Below are 13,759 nucleotides of genomic sequence, written 5' to 3' on the forward strand. Positions count from 1 at the left end.
CTATGACTCGTGACATCAAGGACCTGATCGTTGCACTCGACATCGGCACCAGCAAGGTGGTTGCCGTGGTGGCGGAGATTCTGCCCGAGGGACGCTTCGAAGTGATCGGCCTGGGGCAGCATGAGTCCCAGGGCATGCGCAAGGGCGTGGTCGTCAACATCGAGGCGACGGTCAACTCGATCCAGCGCGCTCTCGAAGAGGCCGAGCTGATGGCCGACTGCAAGATACGCGAGGTCTACACGGGCATCGCGGGCAGCCACATCACCAGCTTCAACTCCAGCGGCATGGTGGCCGTCAAGGACAAGGAAGTGACGCCCACCGACGTGGCGCGGGTGATCGAGACGGCCAAGGCGGTGAACATTCCCACCGACCAGCAGGTGCTGCACGTGCTCACCCAGGAGTTCATCGTCGACTCGCAGGAGGACATCCGCGAGCCCATCGGCATGAGCGGCCTGCGCCTGGAGGTCAGGGTGCACATCGTGACGGGCGCGGTCAGTGCGGCGCAGAACATCGTCAAATGCGTGCGCCGCTGCGGCCTTGAGGTGCAGGACCTGATTCTTCAACCCCTGGCGTCCAGCATGGCCTGCCTGACCTCGGACGAAAAAGAACTGGGCGTGGTCCTGGTCGACATCGGCGGCGGCACGACCGACATCGCGATCTACACCGGCGGCGCGATTCGGCATACCGCTGTCGTGCCGATCGCCGGCGACCAGGTTACCAGCGACATTGCGGCCATGCTGCGCACGCCCACGCCCGATGCCGAAGAGATCAAGCTGCGCTACGGCATCGCCAAGCAGGTGCTTGCCACTGCCGAAGAGTATATCGAGGTGCCGGGACTGGGCGACCGGCCCAACCGTCAGGTCAAGCGCCAGGCGCTGGGTGCGGTCATCGAGCCGCGCATCGAAGAGCTTTTTACCTTCGTGCAACAGATCGTGCGCGAATCGGGCTACGAAGACCTGCTTTCTTCGGGCGTGGTGCTGACCGGCGGAACGTCCCTGATGCCCGGCATCGTCGAACTGGCCGAGGACGTATTCCTGAAGCCGGTGCGGGTTGCGGTGCCCAGCTATGAGGGCAGCCTTGCCGACGTCATGCGCAATCCGCGGTTTTCCACCGTGATGGGCCTGCTGTCCGAGGCCCGCCTGCAACGCGCGCGCGGCCGCAAGGTGGCGCAGCAGACCGGCAGCGTCAAGACGCTGCTGGCCCGCATGAAGGAGTGGTTCATGAATTAAGGGCGGGACAAGCCCTTGAGGGGCGGGCGCGAAGCGGCCTGTCCTCGGGAGACGTTTCACACTTGATGCGAGTCGCCGGCTGGCATTCTGTTTGAGACGATTCCGGAAAAAGTGGTACGGGGAGTTTTTTAATTTTGCTTTTTTTGGAAATGTGAGGGAGTCAATCATGATGAATTTCGAAATGCTCGACAACAATGCCAGCGGCACCGTCATCAAGGTGGTCGGCGTGGGCGGCGCAGGCGGTAACGCCGTGGCGCACATGATCCGTTCCGGCATCAACGGTGTGGATTTCATTTGCGCCAATACCGATGCCCAGGCGCTGGCGGCCAGCGAGGCGCCGATACAGATCCGCCTGGGCCGCACCGGCCTGGGAGCGGGCGCCAAGCCCGAACAGGGCCGTGCCGCGGCCGAGACGGCGCGCGAAGAGATTCGCGCGGCGCTCAATGGGGCGAACATGGTGTTCATTACCGCCGGCATGGGCGGCGGCACCGGCACGGGCGCGGGCCCCGTCGTGGCCGAAGTGGCGAAGGAGCTTGGCATTCTGACGGTCGGCGTCGTGACCAAGCCTTTCATGTTCGAAGGTTCCAAGCGCCTGAAGATGGCCGAGGACGGCATCTCCGAGCTGTCCAAGCACGTGCATTCGCTGATCGTGGTGCTGAACGAGAACCTGTACGATCTGATGGACGACGACGCTACCCAGGAAGACTGCTTCAAGGCCGCCGACGACGTGCTTCACAACGCATGCGCCGGCATTGCCGAGATCATCAACGTGGAAGGCAATGTCAACGTCGACTTCGAGGACGTCAAGACGATCATGGGCGAGCAGGGCCAGGCCATGATGGGAACCTCGATCGCATCGGGCTCGGATCGCGCCCGGGTGGCCGCCGAGCAAGCGATTGCTTGCCCGCTGCTGGAAGGCGTCGACCTGCACGGCGCGCGCGGCATGCTGGTGAACATCACCGCCAGCCGCACGCTGAAAATGCGCGAGACCCGCGAGATCATGGACACCATCCGCAGCTATGCGGCAGAAGACGCAACCGTCATCTACGGCACGGCCTACGATGAGTCCATGGGCGAGAACCTGCGCGTTACCGTCGTGGCGACCGGCCTGGGCGGCGCGGCGGCCTCGCGTCCGCAACTGGTGTCCAACCGGGCCGAAGCGTTGCGCACCGGCACCGACGACCTGCCCATGGCGCATGGCCACGACTTTGCCAACGCCGATGTGCCGGCCGTGATCCGCAACCCGCGCGGCCAGGCGTCGGCCCAGGTGCGTGCACTGGAAACCGCGGGAATGGACCACTTCGACATTCCCGCGTTCTTGCGCAAACAGGCTGACTGAGGGACTTGGGGCCCGTCATCGCCGTCGGGCCCCGGGGAACAAATAAAGCAAAAACGACTCTCACATATGGTGTAGGAGCGTCTTTGGACGCTCGCGGGCGGGCGTCGCCGGTGCATTCTTCCTCCTCCCCGGCAGAGTGCACGGGTGCGCCCGCGCTTTATTGGCTTGAAAACCGTGTCGATAGCTGGCGGCGCGATAGCCCGGGGCTATTGTTGCGATGCAAAAAATTTGGGGATAACCCCAGTAAACCGGTTACAATGTAGTCCTTACATATTGCAGCGCCCGAGCTGCAATATTTCATCAGTTTGGCTAAATTTTTATATTTATGTTACGTCAGCGCACGATACAACAAGCAATCAGCACCAAGGGTGTGGGCCTGCACTCCGGCCGCCGCGTCGAGATCACGCTGCGTCCGGCCGAGCCCAACACCGGTATCGTGTTCCATCGCGTCGACCTTCCCGAAATCGTCGACCTGCCCGCGCGCGCCATCGGCGTGGGCGACACCCGCATGGCATCGGTCCTGCAAAAGGGCAATGTACGGGTTTCAACGGTCGAGCACCTGATGTCGGCGCTGGCCGGCCTGGGCATCGACAACCTGCACGTTGATTTAACGGCCGAAGAAGTGCCCATCATGGACGGCAGCGCAGGCACTTTCGTCTATCTGCTGCGCTCGGCGGGCCTGCAAGAACAATCTGCGCCCAAGCAGTTTCTCAAGGTGCTCAAAACGGTCGAGGTGCGCGAAGGCGAGGGCGACAACCTCAAGTGGGCGCGGCTCGAACCCTACGACGGCTTTGCTTTGTCGTTCGCCATCGATTTCCATCACCCGGCCATCGATTCAACGGCCAATTTCGCCGAAGTCGATTTCGCCAAAGATTCCTATATCAAGACCGTGGCGCGGGCGCGTACCTTCGGCTTTGTCAGCGAAGTCGAGGCTTTGCGCGCCGCGGGCCTGGCCCGCGGAGGCAGTCTTGACAACGCCATCGTCATGGACGAATACCGTGTCTTGAACTCCGACGGCCTTCGCTACGAAGACGAATTCGTCAAGCACAAGATACTTGACGCCATCGGCGACTTGTACCTTATCGGCAAGCCCCTGGTGGCCCGCTACGTGGCCTGCAAGTCGGGCCATGGGCTGAACAACCAGCTTGCTCGCGCCCTGCTGGCCCAGGAAGACGCCTGGGAGCTGGTCACTTACGACTCTACGGCGACGCCGGCAAAAGCCTACGTCAACGAGTGGAAGTTCGCTTAGGGCCAGTGCAACTGCAACTGCCCTTTTAGGGCCAACAGGCCCCAGGCTGCCGGCTTCGGCGCCAAGGCTGTTAAAATCATCCTACCGGTCAAGTTTGTCGCAGCGAAGCCTGCCCTGCGGGTCGGCTTCAGGCGCGTCCATGGCGTGCGACCAGTCTTGCGACTGCATCGGCCAGCGGGCCCGGCCGCAGATTTTCATGCAGCCCGCGGAACGCATCCAGCGCCTGGCTGTCCAAAGGAATGCTCTGTTTAGGCCGAGACGTATTCATCCGGCTTTGCAATAGGCCCGCTTGTACCTTTACCTGGATTTCGGTAAGGTTCCATCCGCTGTTTGCCAATTGGGCCACGGTGCGTGGCGCAAGCTGGCGCAGCCGCGCCGCATAAGCGGCGCTGGGCACGGCGAGCGTCACCTGGCGATTCTCCATGCGTGCAACCCGGCAGGCTTGTCCAAGGCCGGGCGGCAACACTTTTTGCAAGGCGCCTTCAAGGGCCAGCAAAGTGCGTGCCGCGGTCAGCACGTTGGCGCCATGGCGATCGCTTCCCAGCCAGTCGATGGCGGTATCCGGAAGGCTGCGCGATGCATGGCGGGTGGGCCCAGAAGCTCGGGACATATATTTGTAGAGGATTTACCAGTGAGAGTAGTACTGACGAAAGGGCGTCCGACTGATTCTAACGCCAAAGGTCTCAGGGCGCCCATAGCCGCATTGCTGGCGGTGTTGACGCTGGGCATGTCGGCGGGGGCAGGGGCCTGGGTATATTCGCGCTATGCCCAGGACCACATCACAGTTTCGTCGTCGCTCGATCTTTACAGCGCAAACCTGGCCCGCGAAAGCGAGTACAGCCGCGGGCAGGTCGAGGTATTGGCCGCCAAGCTCGGCGACCTGCAGGCCAAGATCATCGAAATGGACGGATTGAGCCGGCGCGTGGCCGAGAACGCCGGCATACCCTATACCGACCCCGAGATCCAGGCCGGGCTCGACCAGGCGGCGCCACCCGTCATGGACTACATCGGCGATGCCGAACAGGCGCCGCGCAAACACAAGATGTCGCTCGAACCGGGCTCCAGCCTGGATGTGCGGCTTGATTCCCTGCAGCAAGAGGTCAACCGGCAGCGGGAATGGTTCAGGATGATGGACCTGGCCCTTACGCGGCGGGCCGGCGTCGAGGCCAGCCTGCCTTCGCTGATGCCCGTCAACTATCCTTATCTCAGCTCTTCTTTCGGCTGGCGGCGCCATCCTATTTCGGGCCGCCATGTCATGCACGAGGGGCTTGATTTCGCCGCTCCCAAAGGCTCGCCGATATTTGCCGCCTCGGGCGGGGTGGTCACGGCCGCGGGGTACAGGTCGGGCTACGGAAACATGGTCGAGATCTATCATGGCAACGACCTCGTTACCCGTTATGCCCATGCATCCAAGATCAAGGTCAAGGCCGGCGACATCGTCGAGCGGGGCCAGGAAATCGCAAAGGTCGGTTCCACCGGCCATTCCACTGGCCCCCATTTGCATTTCGAGGTTCGCATGGCGGGGCATCCTCTCGACCCCGTTCTCTTCCTCGAGAAGCAGAAAGCCGACCCCACCCTGCTCACCGATGCCAGCGGCCATCTGGCCGCCGAGGCCTCAAAGGTGCGTTAAACTGTTTCGTTTTCCGCGGGCCCTCCCGCCAACCCATAGAGGCATGCGCCCGTCAGCGGCATGTATCCGGCCCATGCCCGGCCGGTACTCCGTCTGGCTCGCATCAACGACACAATAATGGTTTCTTTGCTCAAAAAGCTCATCGGCAGCCGTAACGACCGGATACTCAAGCAGTACCGCAGGCTGGTGGTCCGGATCAACGCTCAGGAACCCGCGCTTGCCGCGCTTTCCGACGACGAGCTCAAGGCCAAGACAGACGAATTCCGCCAGCGCTACCAGGCGGGCGCTTCGCTGGACGATTTGCTGGTCGAGGCGTTTGCCGTAGTGCGCGAGGCCAGCAAGCGCGTGTTCGGGATGCGCCACTTCGATGTGCAGATGCTGGGCGCCATCGCCCTGCACAACGGCAAGATCGCCGAAATGCGCACGGGCGAGGGCAAGACGCTGATGGCTACCCTCAGTGTCTATCTCAATGCCTTGTCGGGCAAGGGTGTGCACGTTGTCACAGTCAACGACTACCTGGCCCGCCGCGACGCCGAGTGGATGGGGCGCCTGTACAATTTTCTGAACCTGACGGTGGGCGTGGTCGTTCCCCAGCAGCCGAACGAAGAAAAAGTGGCCGCCTATGCAGCCGACATTACCTACGGCACCAATAACGAATACGGCTTCGACTATCTGCGCGACAACATGGAGTATCGCGCCGAAGACCGCCGCCAGCGCCCGCTTTCCTATGCCATCGTCGACGAGGTGGACTCCATCCTGATCGACGAGGCGCGCACCCCCTTGATCATCTCCGGCCAGGCCGAGGACAACACCGAGCTGTACGTGCGCATGAACGCGGTGCCTCCGCTGATGGCGCGCATGGCTTCCGAGCCCAAGCCGCACGAACCCGAACCCGAGGGCGATTTCTGGGTCGACGAAAAAGCCCAGCAGGTGCACCTTTCTGAGGCAGGCATGGTCAAGGCCGAGCAGATCCTTGCCCGGCTGGGCCTGTTGCCCGAGGGCGAGTCGCTGTACGATCCGCGCCATATTTCACTGATCCATCATCTGATGGTTGCGCTGCGCGCCCATAATCTTTTCTTCCGCGACCAGCAGTACGTTGTCCAGAACGACGAAGTCGTCATCGTCGACGAGTTCACCGGGCGCCTGATGGCGGGCCGGCGCTGGTCCGACGGCCTGCACCAGGCCGTCGAGGCCAAGGAAGGTGTGCGCATCCAGAACGAGAACCAGACGCTCGCCTCCATCACGTTCCAGAACTACTTTCGCATGTACGACAAGCTGGCCGGCATGACCGGCACGGCCGACACTGAAGCGTACGAGTTCCAGGAGATCTACGGCCTCGAGACCGTCATCATCCCCACCAATCGCCCGATGCAGCGCGAAGACCAGAACGACCAGGTCTTCAAGACGGATGATGAAAAATACAATGCCATCCTGGCCGACATCAAGGATTGCCATGAGCGGGGCCAGCCCGTGCTGGTGGGCACCACCAGCATCGAGAACTCCGAACGCCTGTCGGTGCAGCTGCAGAAGGCCGGCCTGCCGCACGAAGTGCTCAATGCCAAGCAGCACGCACGCGAGGCCGAGATCGTCGCCGAGGCGGGCAAGCCGGGCCATATCACCATCGCCACCAATATGGCGGGCCGCGGCACCGACATTGTGCTGGGCGGCAGCGTCGAGAAGCAGATCGACCTGATCCGCGCCGATGAATCGCTGTCCGACGACGAAAGATCCGGTGCCATCGAGCGGGTCCGGGCCGAATGGGCTCCGGCCAACGCCGCGGTCAAGGCGGCGGGCGGGCTTCGCATCATCGGCACCGAACGGCATGAATCGCGCCGCATCGACAACCAGCTGCGGGGCCGTGCGGGCCGTCAGGGCGACCCCGGCTCCTCGCGTTTCTACCTCTCTCTTGAAGACTCGCTGATGCGCATCTTCGCGGGCGACCGCGTGCGCGCCATCATGGAACGCCTGCGCCTGCCCGAAGGCGAGCCCATCGAGGCGCGCATGGTGTCCCGCTCCATCGAATCCGCCCAGCGCAAGGTCGAGGCCCGCAACTTCGACATCCGCAAGCAGCTGCTCGAGTACGACGACGTGGCCAACGACCAGCGCAAGGTGCTGTACGCCCAGCGCAACGATGTCCTCGAGTCGACGGATGTGTCCGATTCCATCCAGAACCTGACCGCCGCGGCGGTAACCGAGCTTTTCCGTGCCCACATTCCCGAAGGCAGCATGGAAGAGCAGTGGGACGTGGCCACGCTTGAGGCCACCTTGGATTCCGACTGGCACATCCAGGTGCCCCTGGCCCAACAGATCGAGCAAGAGCCCAATATCACCGACGACCAGCTGCTTGAGCGCGTATTGGCAGAGGCGGGCCGCATCTACGGCGAGAAGGTCGAGCTGGTGGGCCGCGACAACTGGGCGCCCTTCGAGCGCTCGGTATTGCTGCAGGCCATCGATACGAACTGGCGCTCGCACCTGTCGGCGCTCGATCATTTGCGCCAAGGCATCCATCTGCGCGGCTATGCGCAGAAAGATCCCAAGCAGGAATACAAGCGCGAGGCGTTCCAGCTGTTCTCGGACATGCTCGACCGGGTGCGCGACGAGGTGGTCAAGGTGCTGCTGACCGTGCGCATCCAGTCGGCCGAGCAGGTCGAGGTGACCGAACCCGAGACCTCGCAGCTCGAGAACGTGAAGTACCACCACTCTGACTACGACGCGGCGCTAAGCGGCGAAGACCCCGGCATCGCCGAGGCGGCCACAGGACGGCACGCGGTGCCCGATGGGGCGGTTCCCAAGGTGGGGCGCAACGATCCCTGCCCTTGCGGAAGCGGCAAGAAATACAAGCACTGCCATGGCAGGCTGAATTAACCGCTTCACCCGACACTGCTCCAATGCGAAGAGCCGGCCATTTTGGCCGGCTTTTTCATGGGGTGCTGGGCTTGCGGCTAGCGGTGGGGCGAGGCTTCTCTCCGGTTCGACGAGCGCGCATAGGCAGCCGGCTCAAAGAGTTCTGCGGGGGAAGTCGCTAAGAACTCGGCAAAATCACGTCCTCCCCCTCCGATATGGTTGAGCATTTCGCGTGTGGCTGCGGCGGCGTCTCCCGCTTCGATGGCCTCTACGACGCGCCCGTGATCACGGTGCGATGTTGCTATGCGGGTTGTATTTTCAAATACGTTCTGCCGATAAACGTGAGTACGCTTTCGAATCAGCTCGACCTGCGACTTCAAGAAGGGGTTGTGGCAGCCCTCGTAGATGATTTGGTGGAAGCGGGTATTAGCGATCGCATAGCACTCCGGATCTTTCTGGTCCCGACAGAGCGCGGCTTCTTCATGTACTGCACGTAGCTGCGCCACTTCCGAGCGGGTCATTCGAAGCGCCGCGAACTTAGCACATACTCCTTCTAATTCGGCCAGCAATTCATACATAGCAAAGAGTTCCGGCAAAGAAAGGCGGGCAACGTAGATGCCCGAGCGAGGCACTATTCTTACTAGGCCCTGGGCCTGGAGTTGCAGGAGCGCTTCGCGTACCGGGGTTCGCGAGACGTTGAAACGTTCGCAAAGGTGGAGCTCATCGAGCGCGTCTCCGGGTAGGAGTCGGCCATTGTGCATGTCTGATTCGATTGCCTCGCGGACATAGCCGGCCATACTGGCTGGTCTAACGGACTTCGTTGAGGAACTCATCGCATCTCCTTGCAAGCTTCAACCCAATGATTTCATAAATGAAATCTGGAAATTCGGATTCGCATCGTTCAGGCCGTTTCGTGGGCCTCGACCAAAAATGGGCGAAATATGGGGTTAACCCTCTATCAATTCGGTCTGTAAACACTTATTATGCTCGTGATTCAGATATATCAGATTTCATTTTAAATATATCTAAATGGCCTTCTGTTGTGCAATATTAATGGATTTTAGCTTGTGGCGCATTGTCATTAGGGCGGTGAACGAGTAGCGAGTGGTTCCGACCGTTCCAAGGCAGCCGCTGCAAGCGCGGCGGAAGACGGACAAGCAAGTTTATTATTCAAGGCTTCAAATGAGTGATTCATCCAATAAGGCCGCCGGCTGCGGCTGCGCATCATGCACTGCTTTTCGCGCCGTCGACATCCATGCCCATTTCTATCCTCAGGCGTACATCGATTTGGTCAAAAGCGAGGGCGGAGCGGCCGGCGCGGAGTTCCTGGATCTGGGAGGTTTTCCCGCCCTGAAGGCGGGGCCGCTTTTCACTGGCCCGATCAATGAAAAATTCGTCAACTTGGACCTGCGGATCGCCGATATGGACGCCACTGGCGTTACGCAGCAGATGCTGTCTCTTACGCAGCCGATGGTGTATTGGGCAGATGCCCCCTTGGCGGATCGTTTGAGCAATGTCTTCAACGATGCGCTGGCGCAGGCACACGAGAAGGCGCCGACCAGGCTATTCGGATTTGCCACTTTGCCTATGCAGTTTCCCGATCTCGCCATAGCTGAAGCTCGCCGGGTATCGAAGATCTCGGGAATCAAAGGCGTCTACCTGGGCACTGCGGTGAACGACACCAACCTCTCGGACTCATCCTTCTGGCCGGTTTACGAGGTTCTGGAAGAGCTTGGACTTCCCATTTTCCTTCATCCACTGAAGGTGATCGGGATGCAGGACAGGTTGAGCCAATATTTCCTGGCAAATTTATTGGGAAATCCGTTCGATACGGCCATTGCGGCGGCGCACCTCGTTTTCTCGGGAGTCATGGACCGGTTTCCCAAGCTAGAGGTCGTGTTGCCTCATGGAGGAGGCGCTTTGCCGTTCCTGTTGGGCCGTATTGCGCACGGCTGGTCGGTACGGCCGGAATGCGCTCATCTGGAGAGAAGCCCGCGCGAGTATGCCGCCCGTTTCTACTATGACACCGTCACGCACGATCCCGAAGCCTTGGCTTTCCTGATCGAACAAGTGGGCGCAAGCCGCGTGATGCTGGGCAGCGACTACTGTTTCGACATGGGCGTGGCGGCTCCAGTGGCGCCCGTGGAATCACTGGCGTCGCTCAGCGGAAGCCAGAAAGACCAGATACTTAGCGGCAACGCGAAGCGGCTTTTGCGACTCTGAAAGACCTGAAGGGGATAATCGATGATCAATGAAAACATTCTTGCACGCGGAAAGCCCGCAAAAATGGAGGGTTTCTGCAGCTCTGAATTCAGCCCGGTTCTGGATGCTTTCCGGAAGAACTTCGAAGAGCGCCGCGAGATCGGCGCCGCAGTGACTGTTTTCCACCAAGGTGTCAAGGTCGTGGACCTGTGGGGCGGCTTCCGCGACCTGGAGCGCGAGACCGCATGGCAGGAGGACAGCATATCCATCCTCTTCTCCGTGTCCAAGGCAATGAGCGCCTTGTGCATTCACATGCTGGCGGACAGAGGTCTGCTAGACCTCGACGCACCGGTGGAAGCATACTGGCCGGGTTTTTCCGACAGCGATTCTCGCAAGAAAACGGTGCTGGTCAGGCACATTCTTTCGCATAACTGCGGTATGTGCTTCAACGACAGCGCCAAGACCGACGACGTATTCGACTTCGAGGCCATGCGCAAGGCACTGACTGAGCAGATGCTGCCGTGGCTGCCGGGCGAGCAGCCGGCCTACAACACCACCAACATCGGCTACTTGATGGGAACAATCATCTTGAACGTGACCGGTAAGTCGGTGGTCGAGTTCCTCAAGAGCGAAGTGTGTGGTCCCCTGGGCGTGGAGTTCTACCTGGGGCTGTCGCAGCAGCAATTGGACAAAGTGGCTACGCTCTATCCCGCCGAGACAGCCAACGAGCAGTACGAACGCGGGCAGACTCCCGGATCGAACATCTACCGGGCCTGGAATGCCATGCCTAAGCCTTGGAACGTCGACGTCATCAACTCGGAGAGGGTCCGCACCGCGTTCCTGCCTTCTTTCGGTGGGCACGGCACCGCGCGGGGGCAGGCCACCGTCTATGCCTTGCTTGCCAACGAGGGTGTCCTGGGCGGAGTCCGACTGCTGTCCGGCGCTGCCGTTGAGCGCGCGCAGACACTGCAATGGGACACGGAGGACGCGATTCTGAATCGTCCCCTACGCATGGCGCTGGGCTTCTTCAAGAACAAGCCTGGCTGGGTGCCGATGGGCCCCAATCCCGAAGCCTTCGGACACTTCGGCTCCGGTGGCACGCTGGCATTTGCCGATCGCGATGCGAATCTCTCTTTTGCCTGTCAGTCCAACTTCCAGTGTGGCGGCCAGAGCGTGGGCGATCGTACAGAAGCGTTGGTGGAGGCCACTTACCAGTGCGGCGCATCGGGCGTCCGCTGAAACTCAAGTCGGACAAGAAGCGGGGGATTTCCAAGAAAACCCCACTCGGAGGAAGAAAATCATGGCCGTAGCCCCACATACCCCACCGGAGCGCGCGCCTTACAGCGCAATCGTCGACCGGCCCCCCCTTCGGCTGCCCGAAGGCAAGCGTATCGCTGTATGGACCATCGTCAACGTAGAGCATTGGCATCACTCGCGGGCGATGCCCCGCACGGTCCTGCCGCCCCCCATGCATCAGCCGTTTTTGCCGGATATACCCAATTGGGCCTGGCATGAGTACGGCATGAGGGTGGGCTTCTGGCGCTTCGTCGATGTGCTGGAGCGCCACGGCGTCACTCCTACGCTGGCGATTAACGGCTCGGTGTGCCGCCAGTATCCTCGCATTGCGCAGGAAGCATTCAAGCGCAATTGGGAGTTCATGGGCCACGGCTACGAGCAGGGGCCCATGCACAAAGTGGAAGATCAACGCGCCGCCATCCGCGAGACGATCGACTCGATCCGTGAAGTGACGGGCCGGGCGCCACGCGGCTGGGAAGGCCCAGGCCTGACGGAGTCGGATTCGACGCTGGACTGGCTGGCCGAGGCTGGCATCGAGTACGTGGCCGACTGGGTCTTGGACGACCAGCCCGTCTATCTTAATTCCCGCCATGGCCCCATCGTGTCCGTACCGTACACCGTGGAAATCAACGATGTCGTGATCAGCGCCATCCAGCAGCACGGTTCAGACGAAATCTATCGACGGGGCGTGGCCCAGTTCGACCAGTTGTACGAAGAAAGCGGCGATTCGGCGCGTGTCATGGCGATCAGCGTGCATCCCTATCTTACCGGCGTGCCTCATCGCATCAATGCCCTGCACCGCCTATACGAGCATATACGCCAGCGCAGCGACGTGGCCTTCATGACAGGCGAACAGATCCATGACTGGTATCGCGGACAGCGGTGCCCCGAGCTTTGACTCGGCCGGGCAACTCATCACCCAAGGAGAATAGCGAATGAAAACTTCTCATCGCATCAAGCAGACACTGTATATCGCCGGCCTGACGGTCGCCGCACTGGGCATGGCCGCAGGACCGCTGATCACCCAGGCTCGGAGTCTGACCATGAAGATCGCCCACGTGGCGCCGCAGGGCGATCCACGCGATACCGCGGCGCGCCACGTGGCCGACACGATGAACAACTCAGCCACCTGCAAGGTGGAAGCCAAGGTGTATCCGGCGGGACAGCTTGGCTCCACCACGGACCTAGTCGAAGGCATGCAACTGGGTTCGCTCGAAGCGGTGATCATTCCCGGTTCGTATCTGGTGGGCTTCGAGCCCATCATGGGGTTGATGGATTTCCCGTACTTCTGGCCCAACGATCTGAACAAGATGCTCTCCCTGCATCAAAGCGATGCTGTCCGCAAGATGTTGGACACGACGGACAGTCAGGGCGTCTATTCCATGGCCATCTGGCACACTGGGTACAAGCAGTGGACCGCGAACGGTCCGCTAGTCCAGCCCTCGGACTACAAGGGCAAGAAAGCTCGTGTCATGCCTTCACCGATCTTGGTGGAGCAGCAGAAGGCGCTGGGGCTGACGCCGGTATTCACGCCGTTCGGCGAAACTTACAACGCTTTGCAGTCCGGCGCCATCGGCGCCCAGGAGAACCCCATCTCGACGAGCTATGTTATGCACTTCTACGAAGTGCAGAACCACCTCACTCTCACGAGCCACGGTACTCTGGATCAGGTTTTCATGGTTTCCAAGGCATGGTTCGACGGCTTGCCCGAAGCCTGCCAGGCGGAGCTCGAGGCGGCCGTCGAGGGTGGCCGCAAGGTAGTCGTCGACGAAACCCTGAAACTGGACGAGAAAGGCCTGGAAGCCATGAAGAAGGCGGGTGTGACCGTTGTCGAAATTACCGACGAGCAGCGAAGCGCATTGCGTGAAGCCACGCTGCCAGTGGTACGTGAGCACTTCAAGGCGCTGACGGGGGCCAAGGGCGACGAGATCATGAAAGCAATCGAAGCCGAAATTGATAAGCTGGGGTGA

The 13,759-nt window shown here is 61.1% G+C and carries 11 protein-coding genes; 9 read left to right on the plus strand and 2 right to left on the minus strand.

Annotated features, from left to right (window positions below):
• Nucleotides 1–2: 2 nt before the first annotated feature.
• The 3 genes from ftsA (at nucleotide 3) to lpxC (ending at nucleotide 3,817) form a co-directional block, all read left to right on the plus strand.
• The gene (ftsA, locus tag C7440_RS11260; RefSeq protein WP_017524745.1) at nucleotides 3–1,229 is read left to right on the plus strand and encodes a cell division protein FtsA; all 1,227 of its coding nucleotides are present in this window, start codon (nucleotides 3–5) and stop codon (nucleotides 1,227–1,229) included.
• 166 nt (nucleotides 1,230–1,395) lie between these two features.
• Nucleotides 1,396–2,568 carry a cell division protein FtsZ gene (gene ftsZ / locus C7440_RS11265; RefSeq protein ID WP_116518604.1) on the plus strand — a complete coding sequence of 391 codons (1,173 nt, stop codon included), beginning with the start codon at nucleotides 1,396–1,398 and terminating at the stop codon, nucleotides 2,566–2,568.
• A 325-nt stretch (nucleotides 2,569–2,893) separates the two neighbouring features.
• A complete protein-coding gene (gene lpxC / locus C7440_RS11270; protein WP_026067991.1) occupies nucleotides 2,894–3,817 on the plus strand; it encodes a UDP-3-O-acyl-N-acetylglucosamine deacetylase in 924 nt (307 codons plus the stop codon).
• Nucleotides 3,818–3,944: 127 nt separating this feature from the next.
• On the opposite strand, the gene C7440_RS11275 is transcribed toward lpxC, so the two are convergent.
• Nucleotides 3,945–4,427, minus strand: coding sequence for a DciA family protein (locus C7440_RS11275; RefSeq protein WP_116518605.1), 483 nt, complete (start codon nucleotides 4,425–4,427; stop codon nucleotides 3,945–3,947).
• Nucleotides 4,428–4,448: 21 nt separating this feature from the next.
• Here C7440_RS11275 and C7440_RS11280 point away from each other — a divergent pair, with 21 nt between their 5' ends.
• Nucleotides 4,449–5,447 (plus strand): M23 family metallopeptidase, encoded by a 999-nt coding sequence (locus C7440_RS11280; protein WP_480383345.1) that lies wholly within the window; start codon nucleotides 4,449–4,451, stop codon nucleotides 5,445–5,447.
• A gap of 117 nt (nucleotides 5,448–5,564) precedes the next feature.
• The gene (secA, locus tag C7440_RS11285) at nucleotides 5,565–8,312 is read left to right on the plus strand and encodes a preprotein translocase subunit SecA (protein WP_116518879.1); all 2,748 of its coding nucleotides are present in this window, start codon (nucleotides 5,565–5,567) and stop codon (nucleotides 8,310–8,312) included.
• A gap of 77 nt (nucleotides 8,313–8,389) precedes the next feature.
• On the opposite strand, the gene C7440_RS11290 is transcribed toward secA, so the two are convergent.
• A complete protein-coding gene (locus tag C7440_RS11290; RefSeq protein WP_116518606.1) occupies nucleotides 8,390–9,124 on the minus strand; it encodes a GntR family transcriptional regulator in 735 nt (244 codons plus the stop codon).
• 349 nt (nucleotides 9,125–9,473) lie between these two features.
• Here C7440_RS11290 and C7440_RS11295 point away from each other — a divergent pair, with 349 nt between their 5' ends.
• The 4 genes from C7440_RS11295 (at nucleotide 9,474) to C7440_RS11310 (ending at nucleotide 13,759) form a co-directional block, all read left to right on the plus strand.
• Nucleotides 9,474–10,514: an amidohydrolase family protein gene (locus tag C7440_RS11295; protein WP_116518607.1), complete on the plus strand. Its 1,041-nt coding sequence runs from the start codon at nucleotides 9,474–9,476 to the stop codon at nucleotides 10,512–10,514.
• Nucleotides 10,515–10,535: 21 nt separating this feature from the next.
• Nucleotides 10,536–11,732: a serine hydrolase domain-containing protein gene (locus C7440_RS11300; RefSeq protein ID WP_116518608.1), complete on the plus strand. Its 1,197-nt coding sequence runs from the start codon at nucleotides 10,536–10,538 to the stop codon at nucleotides 11,730–11,732.
• A gap of 61 nt (nucleotides 11,733–11,793) precedes the next feature.
• Entirely contained in the window at nucleotides 11,794–12,687 is an 894-nt protein-coding gene (locus C7440_RS11305; protein ID WP_116518609.1) for a polysaccharide deacetylase family protein, read from the plus strand.
• A 37-nt stretch (nucleotides 12,688–12,724) separates the two neighbouring features.
• Nucleotides 12,725–13,759: a TRAP transporter substrate-binding protein gene (locus C7440_RS11310; protein ID WP_116518610.1), complete on the plus strand. Its 1,035-nt coding sequence runs from the start codon at nucleotides 12,725–12,727 to the stop codon at nucleotides 13,757–13,759.

Source organism: Pusillimonas noertemannii (genome assembly GCF_003096595.1).
Lineage (GTDB): Bacteria > Pseudomonadota > Gammaproteobacteria > Burkholderiales > Burkholderiaceae_B > Pusillimonas > Pusillimonas noertemannii.

Excerpts from the sequence above, each read along its gene's own strand:
- ftsA (WP_017524745.1), top strand. The coding sequence starts at position 3 with ATGACTCGTGACATCAAGGACCTGATCGTTGCACTCGACATCGGCACC.
- ftsZ (WP_116518604.1), top strand. The coding sequence starts at position 1,396 with ATGATGAATTTCGAAATGCTCGACAACAATGCCAGCGGCACCGTCATC.
- lpxC (WP_026067991.1), top strand. The coding sequence starts at position 2,894 with ATGTTACGTCAGCGCACGATACAACAAGCAATCAGCACCAAGGGTGTG.
- C7440_RS11275 (WP_116518605.1), bottom strand. The coding sequence starts at position 4,427 with ATGTCCCGAGCTTCTGGGCCCACCCGCCATGCATCGCGCAGCCTTCCG.
- secA (WP_116518879.1), top strand. The coding sequence starts at position 5,565 with ATGGTTTCTTTGCTCAAAAAGCTCATCGGCAGCCGTAACGACCGGATA.
- C7440_RS11290 (WP_116518606.1), bottom strand. The coding sequence starts at position 9,124 with ATGAGTTCCTCAACGAAGTCCGTTAGACCAGCCAGTATGGCCGGCTAT.
- C7440_RS11295 (WP_116518607.1), top strand. The coding sequence starts at position 9,474 with ATGAGTGATTCATCCAATAAGGCCGCCGGCTGCGGCTGCGCATCATGC.
- C7440_RS11300 (WP_116518608.1), top strand. The coding sequence starts at position 10,536 with ATGATCAATGAAAACATTCTTGCACGCGGAAAGCCCGCAAAAATGGAG.
- C7440_RS11305 (WP_116518609.1), top strand. The coding sequence starts at position 11,794 with ATGGCCGTAGCCCCACATACCCCACCGGAGCGCGCGCCTTACAGCGCA.
- C7440_RS11310 (WP_116518610.1), top strand. The coding sequence starts at position 12,725 with ATGAAAACTTCTCATCGCATCAAGCAGACACTGTATATCGCCGGCCTG.